14 protein-coding genes are annotated in these 13,355 nt (G+C 74.3%); 11 read left to right on the top strand and 3 right to left on the bottom strand.

Annotated elements, in window-relative coordinates:
- The first annotated feature begins 43 nt into the window (after positions 1 to 43).
- Genes KRR39_RS16545 through KRR39_RS16520 form a run of 6 tightly spaced genes read left to right on the top strand, consistent with a single transcriptional unit; the run spans position 44 to position 5,056 of the window.
- Positions 44 to 268 carry a hypothetical protein gene (locus tag KRR39_RS16545; protein WP_216938607.1) on the top strand — a complete coding sequence of 75 codons (225 nt, stop codon included), beginning with the start codon at positions 44 to 46 and terminating at the stop codon, positions 266 to 268.
- A gap of 4 nt (positions 269 to 272) precedes the next feature.
- Complete coding sequence (locus tag KRR39_RS16540) at positions 273 to 1,175, top strand: FHA domain-containing protein (protein WP_216938606.1); 903 nt, start codon at positions 273 to 275, stop codon at positions 1,173 to 1,175.
- Complete coding sequence (locus tag KRR39_RS16535) at positions 1,172 to 2,089, top strand: NAD(P)H-binding protein (RefSeq protein WP_216938605.1); 918 nt, start codon at positions 1,172 to 1,174, stop codon at positions 2,087 to 2,089. Before KRR39_RS16540 ends, KRR39_RS16535 begins: the two co-directional genes overlap by 4 nt.
- Positions 2,089 to 2,838: a CPBP family intramembrane glutamic endopeptidase gene (locus tag KRR39_RS16530; protein ID WP_216938604.1), complete on the top strand. Its 750-nt coding sequence runs from the start codon at positions 2,089 to 2,091 to the stop codon at positions 2,836 to 2,838. The genes KRR39_RS16535 and KRR39_RS16530 overlap by 1 nt, the downstream gene beginning before the upstream one ends.
- The gene (locus KRR39_RS16525) at positions 2,835 to 4,091 is read left to right on the top strand and encodes an NAD(P)/FAD-dependent oxidoreductase (protein WP_216938603.1); all 1,257 of its coding nucleotides are present in this window, start codon (positions 2,835 to 2,837) and stop codon (positions 4,089 to 4,091) included. Before KRR39_RS16530 ends, KRR39_RS16525 begins: the two co-directional genes overlap by 4 nt.
- On the top strand, positions 4,088 to 5,056 hold the full coding sequence (locus KRR39_RS16520; RefSeq protein WP_216938602.1) for an SDR family NAD(P)-dependent oxidoreductase: 969 nt from the start codon (positions 4,088 to 4,090) through the stop codon (positions 5,054 to 5,056). The genes KRR39_RS16525 and KRR39_RS16520 overlap by 4 nt, the downstream gene beginning before the upstream one ends.
- Before the next feature lie 106 nt (positions 5,057 to 5,162).
- Here KRR39_RS16520 and KRR39_RS16515 read toward each other — a convergent pair whose 3' ends face one another.
- From KRR39_RS16515 to KRR39_RS16505, 3 genes are read right to left on the bottom strand one after another with little or no spacing between them, the layout of a single operon-like run.
- Positions 5,163 to 7,376 (bottom strand): glycoside hydrolase family 31 protein, encoded by a 2,214-nt coding sequence (locus KRR39_RS16515; protein WP_216938601.1) that lies wholly within the window; start codon positions 7,374 to 7,376, stop codon positions 5,163 to 5,165.
- Between the two features lie 24 nt (positions 7,377 to 7,400).
- Positions 7,401 to 7,793 (bottom strand): pyridoxamine 5'-phosphate oxidase family protein, encoded by a 393-nt coding sequence (locus tag KRR39_RS16510; protein WP_216938600.1) that lies wholly within the window; start codon positions 7,791 to 7,793, stop codon positions 7,401 to 7,403.
- Positions 7,793 to 8,737 carry a formylglycine-generating enzyme family protein gene (locus KRR39_RS16505; protein WP_216938599.1) on the bottom strand — a complete coding sequence of 315 codons (945 nt, stop codon included), beginning with the start codon at positions 8,735 to 8,737 and terminating at the stop codon, positions 7,793 to 7,795. The genes KRR39_RS16510 and KRR39_RS16505 overlap by 1 nt, the downstream gene beginning before the upstream one ends.
- 43 nt (positions 8,738 to 8,780) lie before the next feature.
- On the opposite strand from KRR39_RS16505, the gene KRR39_RS16500 reads away from it, so the two are divergent.
- The 5 genes from KRR39_RS16500 (at position 8,781) to KRR39_RS16480 (ending at position 13,264) form a co-directional block, all read left to right on the top strand.
- The gene (locus KRR39_RS16500; protein ID WP_216938598.1) at positions 8,781 to 9,374 is read left to right on the top strand and encodes a DNA-3-methyladenine glycosylase I; all 594 of its coding nucleotides are present in this window, start codon (positions 8,781 to 8,783) and stop codon (positions 9,372 to 9,374) included.
- A 49-nt stretch (positions 9,375 to 9,423) separates the two neighbouring features.
- The gene (locus KRR39_RS16495; RefSeq protein ID WP_216938597.1) at positions 9,424 to 11,073 is read left to right on the top strand and encodes a GGDEF domain-containing protein; all 1,650 of its coding nucleotides are present in this window, start codon (positions 9,424 to 9,426) and stop codon (positions 11,071 to 11,073) included.
- A 17-nt stretch (positions 11,074 to 11,090) separates the two neighbouring features.
- On the top strand, positions 11,091 to 11,609 hold the full coding sequence (locus KRR39_RS16490; RefSeq protein WP_216938596.1) for a thioesterase family protein: 519 nt from the start codon (positions 11,091 to 11,093) through the stop codon (positions 11,607 to 11,609).
- Between the two features lie 26 nt (positions 11,610 to 11,635).
- Positions 11,636 to 12,901, top strand: coding sequence for a hypothetical protein (locus KRR39_RS16485; RefSeq protein ID WP_216938595.1), 1,266 nt, complete (start codon positions 11,636 to 11,638; stop codon positions 12,899 to 12,901).
- 75 nt (positions 12,902 to 12,976) lie between these two features.
- The gene (locus KRR39_RS16480) at positions 12,977 to 13,264 is read left to right on the top strand and encodes a hypothetical protein (protein ID WP_216938594.1); all 288 of its coding nucleotides are present in this window, start codon (positions 12,977 to 12,979) and stop codon (positions 13,262 to 13,264) included.
- The last annotated feature ends 91 nt before the right edge of the window (positions 13,265 to 13,355 follow it).

Genomic DNA, 13,355 nt, shown 5'->3' with positions numbered 1-13,355 from the left:
CCGGACGGTCCGCCCCGCCCCACCGACACGAGGAGAACCCGCCATGACCCACGACATCCACCAGCAAGAGGTCGTCGACTGGACCGACCTCGGCCGCGAGATGTGGTCCTTCCTGACCGGCCGGGAGGCGGCCATCAACTACCGGTTCATCGACATGGCCGTCGAGGTGCCCCGCGACACCGGCGCCGAGGCGCCGCGGGCGACCTGGAAGCTGAACGGCACCCTGCAGGTCACCACCCGGGACAACGCCGCCACCTCGGACGCCTGAGCCGATGTCCCTGGACCTCACCGTCGACGCCGACCTGGAGTTCTCGGTCGACCTGCCCGGATCGCGCACGGTGACGGGCTCGCTGACCGGCTCCGGCACGGAGCTCCGGCTCCGGGTCAGCGACCCGTTCCTGTTCGCGGGCCGGTCGGACGCGGGTGCCGTCCGCGGCCTCGCCGCCCTGCTCGCCCGGCAGGGCCTGTCGCTGACGGTGGTCGCCCCCTCGGGGCCGCTGGTCACGCTGGGCGTCCGGCGGGCCTCCTGGCTGCAGCGCCGGGTCACCGGGTCGCGGCACATCCGCGTGCTGCGCGGGGCCGGCCTGTGGTCGCTGGCCCGGGGGCGCGCCCAGGCGCCGAGCGGGGGCGCGCTGCCGGCCGCGGACCTCGCCCCGCCCGCCACGCTGTTCCCGATCGCGCCCACCTTCGCGCGCCGGATCCGTCGCACGGTGACCACCACGCATGCTCTGCCCGGCGGCGGGAACCCCCGACTCATCATGGCGCCGCGGCCCGACCCGTGGCCCGGCGACCGACAGGAGGTGTTCGGTCTGCGCGCGGACGTCACCACCCTCGGCTCCGACCCGGGCTGCGACGTCGTGCTGGCCGGCCTGGAACCGCTGCACGCGGAGGTCCGGCACGACGACGCCGACGAGTACGTCCTGGTCCGGCGGGGCCGGCCGGGCAGCACGCGGGTGAACGGCGCGCCTGTCGACTCCTCGGTGCTGCGCACCGCGTCCCGGGTGGACCTGGGCGACCACACGCTGTCGTTCTACCGTGAGGAGTACGCCGACCACGGCCGCCCCTACGGCGGTCGCGCCGGCGGCGAGATCGGGCACCAGCGGCCCCAGCCCACCCGCCCCACCGCCCGCACCCGGGACGAGTGGAACCAGACGCAGCACGAGGAGAACGAGTGACATCACCCGAGTCGGCATCCGGACCGGTCCTGGTCGCGGGAGCCTCAGGCTTCGTGGGACGGCGGCTGGTCCGCGCGCTCACCGGGGCCGGTCACGAGGTCCGCGCCATGACCCGGCACCCGGACACCTACGAGGGCGAGGGCAAGGCGGTGTTCGGCGACGTGCACGACGCCGACTCGCTGCCGGCCGCGCTGGCCGGCTGCCGGGCGGCGTACTACCTCGTGCACTCGCTGGACTCCAAGGACTTCGAGCGCCTCGACGCGCAGGCCGCGACGTCCTTCGGGCGGGCGGCCGCCGAGGCGGGGGTGCGCCAGATCGTCTACCTCGGCGGACTGGGCAGCGAGGCCGACGAGCTGTCCACGCACCTGCGCAGCCGCCGCGAGGTCGAAGGCCTGCTGGGCGCCGCCGGAGTCCCGGTCACCGTGCTGCGCGCGGGCATCATCGTGGGCAGCGGCGGCATCTCCTGGGAGATGACCCGCCAGCTCGTCGACCACCTGCCGGCAATGGTCACGCCCCGCTGGGTGCGCACCAAGACCCAGCCGATCGCGGTCGCGGACGTGGTGCGCTACCTCGTCGGGGTGCTCGACGAGGACCAGGCGATCGGCCGGGTCTTCGACATCGGCGGCCCCGAGGTCCTGCAGTACGTCACGATGATGCGCCGGGTCGCGGCGATCAAGGAGCGCCGGCTGCTGGTCGTCCCGGTGCCCCTGCTCACCCCCGGGCTCTCCTCGCGCTGGCTGGCCCTGGTCACCGACGTCGACACCCAGGCCGGCCGCTCGCTGGTGGACTCGATGGCCAACGAGGTCGTCGTCCAGGACGACAGCATCCGCGGCGTGGTGCCGTTCGAGCCGATGGGGTACGACGAGGCGGTGCGCGTCGCGCTCGCGGAGCACGACGCCCCGGAGCCCGCCTGATGGGGTCGGCCTGGTGGCGGCGGACCCGCGCGCAGGTCGAGGCGCGGCTGCCGATGCCGATCACCCACGTGGTGCCGGTGCAGCACACCGAGACCGCGCCCGTCGTACGGCGCCGGCGCCGGGTGGTCGCGGGGGTGTCGCTGCTCGGCACCGGCCTGCTCGGTCTCTCGCTGTCCACGAAGCCGAACTCCAAGGAGTTCTACGGGCTGACCGCGGCGGTGGCCGCGACGTGGACCGCCGGCGGGCTGCTGTCCGGGCCGCTGCACCTCGGCTGGATCCAGGGCCGTGACCAGCACCTGCGCCGACCGGTGCTCACCCCGGTCGCGACGGGTGTCGGTGCGTTCGGGTTCTTCTACGGCTGCGCGCTGGTGGCCCGCAGCATCCCGGTCCTGGACCGCGCGATCGGCAAGGTGCTGGTGTTCGCGGAGGAGGGCAGTGGCCCGCTGGTCGTCGCGACCACGCTGGCCAACGGCCTGGGCGAGGAGGTGTTCTTCCGCGGCGCGATGTACGCCACCCTCGACGCGGACCGCGCGGTGGCCGCCTCGACCGCGGTCTACACGCTGGCCACCGCGTCCACCCGCAACCCCGCGCTGATGCTCGCCGCCGCGGTGATGGGCACGCTCTTCGGCCTCCAGCGGCGGGCCTCCGGCGGCCTGCAGGCCCCGGTGATCACCCACCTCACGTGGTCCACGCTGATGGTGCGCTACCTTCCGCCCCTGTTCCGGCACGCCCACCAGGAGACCCCATGACCCGCACCACCGACGTCGTCGTGATCGGGGCCGGCCTGGCCGGGCTCGCGTGCGCGCGCGAGTTGACCGACCGGGGCGTCGAGGTGACCGTGCTGGAGGCCGGCGACGCGGTGGGCGGCCGGGTGCGCACCGACCACGTCGACGGCTACACCCTCGACCGTGGTTTCCAGGTGCTGAACACCGGCTACCCGGCGCTCCGGTCGGCGGTCGACCTCGACGCCCTCGACCTGCGCCCCTTCGACGCGACGGTCGAGGTGCTGCTCAACGGCGAGCGGCAGCGGATCACCAACCCGGCGCAGAAGCTCTCCGGCGCGGCCGGTGCGCTCGGGCTGCCGGTCGGCGGGGTCCGCGGCAAGGCGGCCCTCGGGCTGTACGCCGGGCTGTGCGCGACCCGGCCCGTCGCCGGACTCAAGGAGCGTCCGGACGTGAGCTCCGCCGAGGCGTGGCGGCGCGCGCACATCCCGCCCGACCTGGTCAACGGGCTGCTGCGGCCGTTCTTCTCCGGGGTGCTGCTGGAGCAGGACCTGTCCACCTCCCGTCGCTTCACCGACCTGATGCTGCGGATGTTCGCGCGCGGCGTCTCCACCGTCCCGGCCCGCGGCATGCAGAGCCTCCCCGAGCAGCTCGCCGGGCGGCTGCCCGCCGGCACCGTCCGTCTCGGCACCGCGGCGCACCGGCTCGCGGGCGACCAGGTGGAGACCGCCGTCGGCGGGTTCGGCGCGCGCGCCGTGGTCGTCGCCACCGACGCCTGGACCGCGTCCCGGCTGCTCCCGAACGTGCTCACCGAGCCGGTCGCGCGCGGCGTCACCACCGTCTACCACGCGGCGCCGGCCTTCCCGGAGTCGTCCGCGCGGCTGCTCCTCGACGCCGGCTCCTCGCCGATCGCCAACAGCATCGTGCTGTCGGCCGCGGCGCCGGAGTACGCCCCCGCGGGACGCGCGCTGGTCTCCACCTCGATGGTGCACGGCACCGTGCCCGACGACCCGGACGGGCCCGTCGTACGCCGTGCGCTGTCCCGGCTGCACGGCGTCGACACCTCGGGCTGGGAGCTGGTCGCGACCTACGACCTGCCGCACGCGCTGCCCGGCATGCCCGCCCCGCACCCGCTGCGCCGGGCGGTCCGGCTCACCGGCGGCGGCGAGACGGTGTACGTCGCCGGCGACCACCGCGACACCAGCTCGATCCAGGGCGCCCTCGTCTCCGGGCGCCGCGCCGCGCACGCCGTGCTCGCCGACCTGAAGGTGCCCGCATGACCCACCTGCTCACCCGCGCCCTCGACACCGCCCTGGACCGCACCGTGGTCCCCGGCTACAGCAAGATCGGGTACTGGCTGCGCCGTCCCTCCTGGGACGCCGACGACCCGCGGCCCGGGTCGCTGACCGGGAAGACGGTCGTGGTGACCGGCGCGAGCTCCGGCCTCGGCCAGGCCACCGCCACCGCGACCGCCCGTCTCGGCGCGACGGTGCACCTCGTCGTGCGCGACCTGGCCAAGGGCCGCACGGCGGTCACCGCGATCCGCGGCGAGGTGCCCGGGGCCGAGGTCCACCTGCACCGCTGCGACGTGTCCGACCTGGCCTCGGTGCGGGCCTTCGCGGCCGCGCTGCGCGGGTCGGCCGAGCGGGTCGACGTACTCGTGCACAACGCGGGGGTGCTGCCGCCCGAGCGCACCGAGACCGCCGACGGGCACGAGGTCGCCTTCGCGACCCACGTGCTCGGCCCGCTGCTGATGACCGAGCTGCTGCGCCCGCTGCTGGCCGCGGCCGGTCGGTCGCGGGTGGTGGTGGTGTCCTCCGGTGGGATGTACGCCCAGAAGCTGCCGGCCGACGACCCGGAGTACCGCGACGGGGAGTACCGCGGCACCACCGCCTACGCGCGCACCAAGCGGATGCAGGTCGCGCTGGCGCCGTTGATGCAGGAGCGCTGGGCCGCCGACGGGATCGCCGTGCACACGATGCACCCCGGCTGGGCCGACACCCCCGGCGTGGTGACGTCGCTGCCCGGCTTCCACAAGGTGATGGGGCCGGTGCTGCGCGACGCGGAGACCGGCGCAGACACCGTCGTGTGGCTCGCCGCGACCGAGCCGGCGCCTGGGGGCGGCCAGTTCTGGCACGACCGCGCGCCGCGCCCCGAGCACTACCTGCCCCGGACCCGGGAGAGCGCCGACGAGCTCGCCCGGCTGTGGGCCTACGTCCTGGACGCGACCGCACTGTCCCGCTGACCCGGCGACTCTGGCGCAGAGAACGCCGCCGACCCGGCGACTCTGGCGACGGACGGTCCGCCAGAGGCGCCGGGTCGGCGGGCTTTTCGCCGCCGGAGGCGCCGGGTCAGGGGGAGAGGAGGATCTCGCTGAGGGCGCCGAGCAGCACCGGGGAGACGTCGAGGCCCTGCAGCGCGAGGACCGCGGCACCGGCGTCGGGCGCGGTGCGGACCGCGTCGTACACCGCTGCCTTGAGCTCGAAGCCGATCTGCGCCCGGTCGAGCAGCGCGAACACCCGCTCCTCGGCGGTGAGCCGCGAGCGGACCACCTCGACGCGGTAGGTCCGGCCGGCGGGCAGCGTCGCGGCGTCGCCCTCGACGTCGTGCACGGTCACCTCGCCGCTCGCGTCGTCGTAGGTGATCCGGGTCCGCGCCCAGCGGTCGTCGTCGCGGTCCTCGGCCAGCGTGAACGCGCCGTCCGCGCCCGGGTAGACCTTCAGCTCCACGACGTCCGCGAGGTCCGTGCCGCGCGGCAGCTCCTCGGCCGGCACCATCGGGACGATCGCGCCGGCCCGGGCCAGCACCGGGATCGAGGCCAGGTCGCGGTGCAGGTGCAGGGTGCGCCCGCCGGAGTAGGTCTGCCCGGTGAACACGTCGGTCCAGGTGCCCTCGGGCAGCCACGCGCGGACCCGGCCGAGACCGGTGGCCGGGTCGGCCGGCGACGTGATCGGCGCGACCAGCAGCTCGCTGCCGAACATGAACTGGTTCGGGACGTCGTAGGCCGCGGGCTCGTCCGGGTGGTCGTAGTACATCGGCTGCACGACCGGCTCGCCCTCGGCGTGCGCGCGCAGGTTCATCGTCGCGAGGTACGGCAGCAGCTGGTGACGCAGCCGCAGGAAGTCGGTCATCACCGTCTCGGCGGCGGCCGTGAACCGCCACGGCTCCTTGGTGTTGAACGGGTTGAGACCCGAGTGCAGCCGGTTCACCGGCGAGAACACGCCGAGCTGCACCCAGCGGGTGGCGAGCTCGTCGTCGCGGTAGCCCTTGAAGTGCCCGCCGATGTCGTGGCTCCACCAGCCGTAGCCGGCGTTCGACGCGGTCGCGGTGAAGTACGGCTGGAAGTCCAGCGACTCCCAGGTGATCATCGTGTCGCCGGAGAAGCCGATCGGGTAGCGGTGGCTGCCGATCCCGGCGTAGCGCGAGAACGTCAGCGGCCGCTTCCCGTCCCGCCCCGAGTCCAGGAAGTGGAAGTGGTTGAGCAGCCACAGCGGGTCGAGGCCGGCGATCTTGGTGACCCCGCCCTGCTGCCAGTCGAGCCACCAGAAGTCGACGCCCTCCTCCTCGAGCGGGTGGTGCAGCTCCTCGAGGTAGGCCTCGATGAACTCCGGGTCGGTGGGGTCGAAGCTCACCGGCAGCTCGCTGGCCGGGTCGAGCCCCATCCGCTTCGCGATGGAGGCGTACGCCGCCTCGTGCGCGTGCACGCCCTCGGCCGGGTGCACGTTCAACGAGGTGGCCAGGCCGCGCTCGTGCAGGTCGGCCAGGAAGCCGGCCGGGTCGGGGAACAGGTCGGTGTTCCAGGTGTAGCCGGTCCAGCCGCTGCCGTACTTCGGGTCGATCTCGACCCAGTGCCAGTCCATGTCGATGACCGCGACGGACAGCGGCACGTCCTCGGCGGCGAACCGGTCCACCAGCGCGACGTACTCCTCGGCGGTGTAGGGGTGGTAGCGGCTCCACCAGTTGCCGAGCGCGTAGCGGGGCAGCAGCGGGGTCGGGCCGGTCAGCTCGTAGAGCGCCTTGAGGGCACGCTTGTAGTCGCGGCCGAACGCGAACAGGTAGAGGTCGAGGGTGCCGGGGCGGCGCGGCGCGATCCAGCCGCGCTCGTCGAGCAGCACGGTCTCGGAGTCGTCGACCAGCGCGACGCCGTTGAACGCGAGGACGCCGTCCTCCAGCGGGATCGCGCCGTCGACGTCGTCGAGGGTGCGGGCGGTGCCGCCGAGGTTGGGGGTGTTCTGCCCGTAGCGCCACACCGAGTCGTTGGAGTGGAAACCGCCCTTGGCCTGCACCGACAGGCCGTGCGTGGTGAACGGCCCCTTGTCGTAGATCAGGTGCAGCCGGTCGGTGTGGATCTCCAGCAGGTCCTCGGTCTCGGTCACCGAGAAGTCGCTCGGCGCGAACGCCCGGTTCACCGCGGTCTGGGACGCCCGGTCCTCGAAGGTGCCGGACTCGTCGTACTCCAGCCGGACCAGGCCGGCGTCCAGGACGGTGATCCGGTAGCGGTCGCCGCGGACCACGTTGGCCGGGTCGGCGATCGGGTGGGTGTCGAGCCGGAAGTGCTGCTTCACAGCTGTGCCTTTCCTGGTGCCATGTCAGACGTTGCCGATGACGGAGGTGAGGGTGATGCGGATCGCGACGCGGTCGGGGTTCTCGCGCGGCTGCCGGTAGCGCTCGGCGTAGCGGCGGACGGCCTCGGCGACCGACGCCTCGTCGTCGCGCACCTCGGCGGTGCCCTCCAGGGTCGACCAGCGCCGGCCGTCGACCTGGCACACCGCGACCCGCGGGTCGGTGCCGCGGCGCAGGTTCGCGACCTTCTGCGAGGTGGTCGAGGTGATGCCCCAGGCGACGCCGGCGTCCACGTCGACCACGATCCCCATGGGTACGACGTGCGGCGACCCGTCCCCGCGCAGCGTGGTCACCGTGCACAGGTGCCGCTCGCGCCAGAACTCGAGGTGGTCGCCGGTGAGCTCGCGGACGCGGGGCATCAGGCCTCTCCCGCACAGCGGAAGCCGGTGTTCCCGGACGTGGACTCGGGGGTGTTCGAGGAGCGCGCGGCGACCCGGTAGCGGTGGCAGTAGGAGTCGTGGCAGAGGTAGGACCCGCCGCGCATCACCCGCTGCTCGCCGGCGTCCGGGCCGGTCGGGTCGTGCTCGGGGGAGCGTGCGTAGTAGCCCGGGTCGAACCAGTCGGCGCACCACTCCCACACGTTGCCGGCGGTGCACCACAGCCCGAACCCGTTGGGGGCGTAGGACTTCACCGGCGCGGTGGTCAGGAAGCCGTCGTCCTCGGTGTTGCGGGTCGGGAACTCGCCCTGCCAGATGTTGCACGCCCAGCGGCCGCGCGGGGTGAGCTCGTCGCCCCAGGCGAACCGCTGGCGCGACAGGCCGCCCCGTGCGGCCCGCTCCCACTCCGCCTCGGTGGGCAGCCGCTTGCCGGCCCACGCGGCGTAGGCCTGCGCGTCGTACCAGGAGACGTGCACGACGGGATGGTTCTGCCGCCGGCTGACGTCGGAGCCGGGTCCCTCGGGGGAGCGCCAGTCGGCGCCGTGGATGGCCAGCCACCACGGCACCCCGTCGGCGCGGTTGACCAGGTCGCGCTCCCGTCGGTCGGTGTTGCGCTCCCAGGCGAGGTGGAACACCGCGGAGATGCCGAACTCCTCGGCGCCGGTGAGGTGGCCGGTGTCCTTGACGAAGGTGGCGAACTGCGCGTTGGTGACGGCGGTCGCGTCGATCCGGAACGCCTCCAGGTGCACGGCGTGCACCGGCGTCTCGCCGTCGGCGGGGTAGCCCTCGCCGAACGCGTCGCCCATCTCGAAGCGGCCCGCGGGAACCGGGACCTGCCCCCGGGGACGGCGGTCGCTGCGCGCGGGGACGGCGCGCGGCCGGGCCGGCGTCTCGGCTGCCGGTGCGCAGCAGGCGGGTCCCTCCATGCGCCCACGCTAGTGGAGACCCGGTTCCTGACAGACTCGGCCCATGACGGTGCTGGGTGACGACGGTCTGGCGCGGCCCACGTGGGCGGCCTCGGACCCGCTGATGCAGGAGTACTACGACACCGAGTGGGGGATGCCGGTCCGCGACGAGCGGGGGATGTTCGAGCGGCTCAGCCTCGAGGCGTTCCAGTCCGGGCTGTCCTGGGCCACGATCCTGCGCAAGCGGCCGGCGTTCCGCACGGCGTTCGACGACTTCGACCCGGACCGGGTGGCGGCCTACGGCGACGCCGACGTGCAACGGCTGATGGCGGACGCCGGGATCGTCCGCAACCGCCGCAAGGTCGACGCGACGATCACCAACGCCCGCGCGACGCTGGCGCTGCGCACGGACGGCGGACTCGTCGACCTGGTGTGGTCCTTCCGCCCCGCGGCCACGCCGGCCCCGTCGACGTACGCCGACGTGCCGACCCGGTCCGCGGAGTCGCTGGCGCTGTCCAAGGAGCTCAAGCGGCGCGGGTTCGCGTTCGTCGGGCCGACCACGATGTACGCGCTGATGGAGGCGGTGGGCATCGTCGACACGCACCTGGTCGACAGCCACCGGCGCGGCTCGTCCGGGGTGTGGACGCCCAACGGATGAATCGGTGCGAACTCTCCCGCCCGGGACGTTCGGCCTCCATACTTCTGCCATGCCCACTGACGCTGCAGCGGCGGCTCGGCTGCAGGCCTACTCCCTGCTCGAGGCAGCCCAGGGTCACGCCCCGGAGGACGCCCTCGCCGCGCTGGTGACCCTCGAGGCCGAGGCGAGCCGCCAGGGCTGGGAGCACGCGGCGTTCCTGGCCGCGGCCGGCCGGACGGTGCACGCGATCGTGCGACGCGAGCGGCCGGTCGCCGAGGGGCTCGTCGAGGACCTGGTGGAGCGCGCCGAGGCGGTCGGCACCCCGGCGCTGCGCGGGATCGCGCTGTCGCTGCGCGCGGTCACCGCGGCCCGCCGCGAGGACAGCGCCGCGCTGCTCGCCGACGCCGGCCGGGCCGTGGTGCTCGTCGACGACGAGTCGCTGCCCGCCCTGGACCGGTGCTGCGCGCTCGTGGTGTCCGCCGCGGCGTACAACACCCTCTCGCTGTGGGAGCTGGTCGACGAGCTCTACGACCGGGCCACCGACCTGGCGCCCGCCTGCGAGCAGCCGATGCTGCAGCCCGCGGTCACCGTCGACCGGGTGCTGCTCCGGCTGGAGTGGGCGACCGCGCTGCTCGAGCTCGGCGAGGAGCGGCAGGCCCTCGACCAGCTGCACCGGGCCGGCGACGCGGTCCGGCTCGCGGTCGCCGCCGACCTGCCCGAGGACCTGTGGCGGCTCGACGTGCTGGCCTGCCACGACCTGGTGCCGTTCGTGCTGGCCGCCTGCGGGGAGCCGGTCGAGGGAGCCCCGCCGGTCGACGACGCGCTCGCCGTGCTCGACGCACACCGCGAGACACTTGTCGCCATCGAGGACGTCGAGGTGCTGCCGCTGCTCGACGCGCTGGTCGGGTTCGCGCTGCTCAGGCTGGGCCGCGGGGCCGAGGCCCGGGCGCGGCTGCGGCCTGCGGTGCCTGACTCGTCCTCGACCGGCGCCCGCTCCTTCCCGGCCTGGGTGCGGGCCGGGGTGCTGGCCGAGTCCGCCGGTACGACGGGTCCCGGCGAGACCGTCGACGCGCACCGTGCCTACGGCCTGCTGGTCTCCCGCGCCCGGTGGTCCGCGCGCCGGGCGGTGCTCGCCGCGGCCCGCGCCACGATCGCCACCGAGCGGCTCAGCGCCGAGCACGCCGTGCTCTCCCGCGACGTCCTGCTGGACCCGCTGACCGGGCTGTCCAACCGCCGGGTCTTCGACGACTGGCGCCAGGAGGTCCCGGAGTCCGCACGGGCGACCGCGCTGCTCCTGATCGACCTGGACGCCTTCAAGGTGGTCAACGACCTGCACGGGCACGCGGTCGGCGACGAGGCGCTGCGCCGGGTGGCCCGGGTGGTCGCCGGCCACGTCCGGCCCGGTGACCTGGCGCTCCGGCTGGGCGGCGACGAGTTCGCGGTGATCGTCACCGACGGGGACGGCACGGCCAGCCCCGGCGTGCTCGACCGGCTGCGCGCGACCGCGGAGGCCCGTGCCCGGGCGCTGCGCGAGGCCGTGGTGGCCACCGACTGGGAGCGGATCGCTCCCGGGCTCGCGGTCCGGCTGAGCATCGGCGTGGCCGTCGGCGTGCTCGGTCCGCACGAGCGCGCCGCGGCGGACCGGCTCTACCGGGAGGCGGACGTGAGCCTGTACGACGACAAGGACGCGCGCGACGCCGCCGCCGACCTCACCGCCTAGCGTCCTAGGCTGGCCGGGTGCTGACCCCTGCGCAGAGCGCGATCGTCACCGAGACCCTGCGGGTGTCCCTGGCCGCCGCGGCCGGCGACGTCGACGAGCAGCGGCTCGCGTCGCTGGCCCGCGCCGCGGCCGCCCTCGCCCCGCCGGTCATCGACGACCCGCACCCCGCGTGGCCGGCGGTCGGTGCGTCGGTGGTCCGAGACCTCGCGGTCGGCGCCGAGGACACCGCGGCGGCGATGGGCCACCCGGACGCGGACGTGCAGGTGCTGGGATCGCCGCGACTCGCGCTCTGGTTCGAGCTGGTCACCTGCGACCTGCTGCCACCGCCCACCCCGGAGCTGACCCACGTCGGGGCCGGGATCCTCGTGCACCACCTCGGCCGCGCCGACGTGGGGGACACCGTCACCGTCGAGTGCGCCGCCGCGTCCGTGTCCGGACGCCGGGCGGTGTTCACCTGCCGGGCCACCGTCGGTGACCGGCTGGTGGGACTCGGCACCCACCACCGCGCCCTGCTCCGGGCGCGCGTGGACACCTAGCCCCGCAGTGTGCAGACTCTCTCCCCATGTACTCAGGCAGAACCACCGACATGGGCTCAGAGCCTGCTGGTCCCAGGCGCTCGGGGCTCTCGACCCGACGGCGGCGGGGGGAGCGGCCCCGGTGGGCGCCCGACCTCGTCGTGCTCGTGGCGATCGGCTTCCTGACCCTCGTGTCCCAGATCTCGCTGATCTGGCACCACGCGGTCCCCGACCTGGACACGGACACGTTCATCGCCCGCGCCGCCGCGCCCTGCGGGGGCCAGTGGATCGTCAAGGGCATGGGTGACTCGGCCCACCCGCTGGGCAATGCGCTGATCCAGCGGTGGGACTGTCACTTCCAGCCTCCGGGCGGGCTGACCCCGGCGTCCGGCTGGTTCCTGCTCCTGTCCGTGGCGGTCGTGCTCGTCGTCGTGCTCGTCGTCGGGTTCGCCTTCCTCAGGGGCGGGGGTGCCGGGTCGGCGACCGTCGCCGTCGCCTACCTCGGCCTGTCGCCGGCGATGCGCACCATGGCCACCCGCGCGGACGAGAAGTGGATCGGGGTGATGCTGTTCCTGGTCACCACGCTGTGCATCCTGGGGTTCCACCGAGCGGCCGCGCGTCGCGGTGCCTGGCTGCTCGCGGTGGTCCTGAGCTCTACCGTCCTCGGCCTGTGGCACACGCAGTACATGCTCATCCTGCTCATCGGCCTCGTCCCGTGGGGCCTGGTCGCGCTGCTGCGTCCCACGGCCCTCGGGACCACGCGGGCGCGAGCCGTCGCGCTGGGTTCGGCCGTCTTCGTCCTGCCAGGAGCGCTGATCTGGCTGATGCTGCGGAGCGGCTACGTGGCGAAGGTGCCCTACGAGAAGCTGTTCTACAGCATCTTCAACGACAAGTACTGGCGCGGCTGGGTGACATGGTTCCGCGACTACGTCGCGTACTCCTCCCGCTGGCTGACCGGGTGGCTGAGCAACGACGGCACCCAGGAGATCCAGCTGCCCGCTCCGGTGGGCACGAGCTTCGTGCTCCTCGGCCTGGTGGCTCTGGCGCTGTACCTGCTGGTGATGGTCATGACGAGGGACTGGCTGCTGTGTGCGGTCGCGTTCGGCTGCCTGGCGCTCCCGTTCCTGTACGAGCCGAACAACGCGGAACGCTGGGACGCGGTGAGCATCGTCTTCGCGCTCGGGCTGGCCTCCGGCGTGGCCCGGACCCGACGAGCCAGCGGCGCCACCACGGACGCTCGAGGCGACGGGCCCGCGGAGCGGGAGTCCGAGGCGGCAGTCGCCGGTGCGGGGGCCGGCCCGTCCCGGACCTGACCCCGGCCACCGTCGGCGACCGGCAGGTGGGACTCGGCACCCTCCACCGCGCGCTGCTCGTGCCAGGCTGACGTCGTGCCCGACTCCGCGACCCTCGAGCTGATCGCGCTCCTCGTCGTCGGCCTGGTGGCGGCGCTGCTCGTGCTGAACGGGTTCGCCAACCGGCGCGCCGCCCGTGACCCGGTGGCCCGGCGCCGGGAGCACGCGGCCGGCGCCCGGCGGGCCTCGAAGGGCGCGGTCGCCTGCCTCGCCCTGCTGGTCGTCGCGGTGCTGCTGGGCCGGGTCCTCCTCGGCGTGCTCGCGCTGGCCGGACTGGTGGTGCTCGGCACCCTGTCCGTCGTACGGGGCCGGCTGTCGCGGTGAGCCGGGCGCGCTGGGGTGCCCCGGTACCGTGGACGGCTCAGCCCGTGGCCGCGTGTCCCACCCCCGGGTCCCCACCCAGGAAGCCGAGTCC

The organism is Nocardioides panacis, from assembly GCF_019039255.1.
GTDB lineage: Bacteria > Actinomycetota > Actinomycetes > Propionibacteriales > Nocardioidaceae > Nocardioides_B > Nocardioides_B panacis.
The sequence above is the reverse complement of the archived record's forward strand: the minus strand, read 5'-3'. Positions and strand labels throughout refer to the sequence as shown.

Coding starts and splice junctions, on each gene's coding strand:
- KRR39_RS16545 (WP_216938607.1), top strand. CDS start 44: ATGACCCACGACATCCACCAGCAAGAGGTCGTCGACTGGACCGACCTC.
- KRR39_RS16540 (WP_216938606.1), top strand. CDS start 273: ATGTCCCTGGACCTCACCGTCGACGCCGACCTGGAGTTCTCGGTCGAC.
- KRR39_RS16530 (WP_216938604.1), top strand. CDS start 2,089: ATGGGGTCGGCCTGGTGGCGGCGGACCCGCGCGCAGGTCGAGGCGCGG.
- KRR39_RS16525 (WP_216938603.1), top strand. CDS start 2,835: ATGACCCGCACCACCGACGTCGTCGTGATCGGGGCCGGCCTGGCCGGG.
- KRR39_RS16520 (WP_216938602.1), top strand. CDS start 4,088: ATGACCCACCTGCTCACCCGCGCCCTCGACACCGCCCTGGACCGCACC.
- KRR39_RS16510 (WP_216938600.1), bottom strand. CDS start 7,793: ATGCCCCGCGTCCGCGAGCTCACCGGCGACCACCTCGAGTTCTGGCGC.
- KRR39_RS16505 (WP_216938599.1), bottom strand. CDS start 8,737: ATGGAGGGACCCGCCTGCTGCGCACCGGCAGCCGAGACGCCGGCCCGG.
- KRR39_RS16500 (WP_216938598.1), top strand. CDS start 8,781: ATGACGGTGCTGGGTGACGACGGTCTGGCGCGGCCCACGTGGGCGGCC.
- KRR39_RS16495 (WP_216938597.1), top strand. CDS start 9,424: ATGCCCACTGACGCTGCAGCGGCGGCTCGGCTGCAGGCCTACTCCCTG.
- KRR39_RS16485 (WP_216938595.1), top strand. CDS start 11,636: ATGTACTCAGGCAGAACCACCGACATGGGCTCAGAGCCTGCTGGTCCC.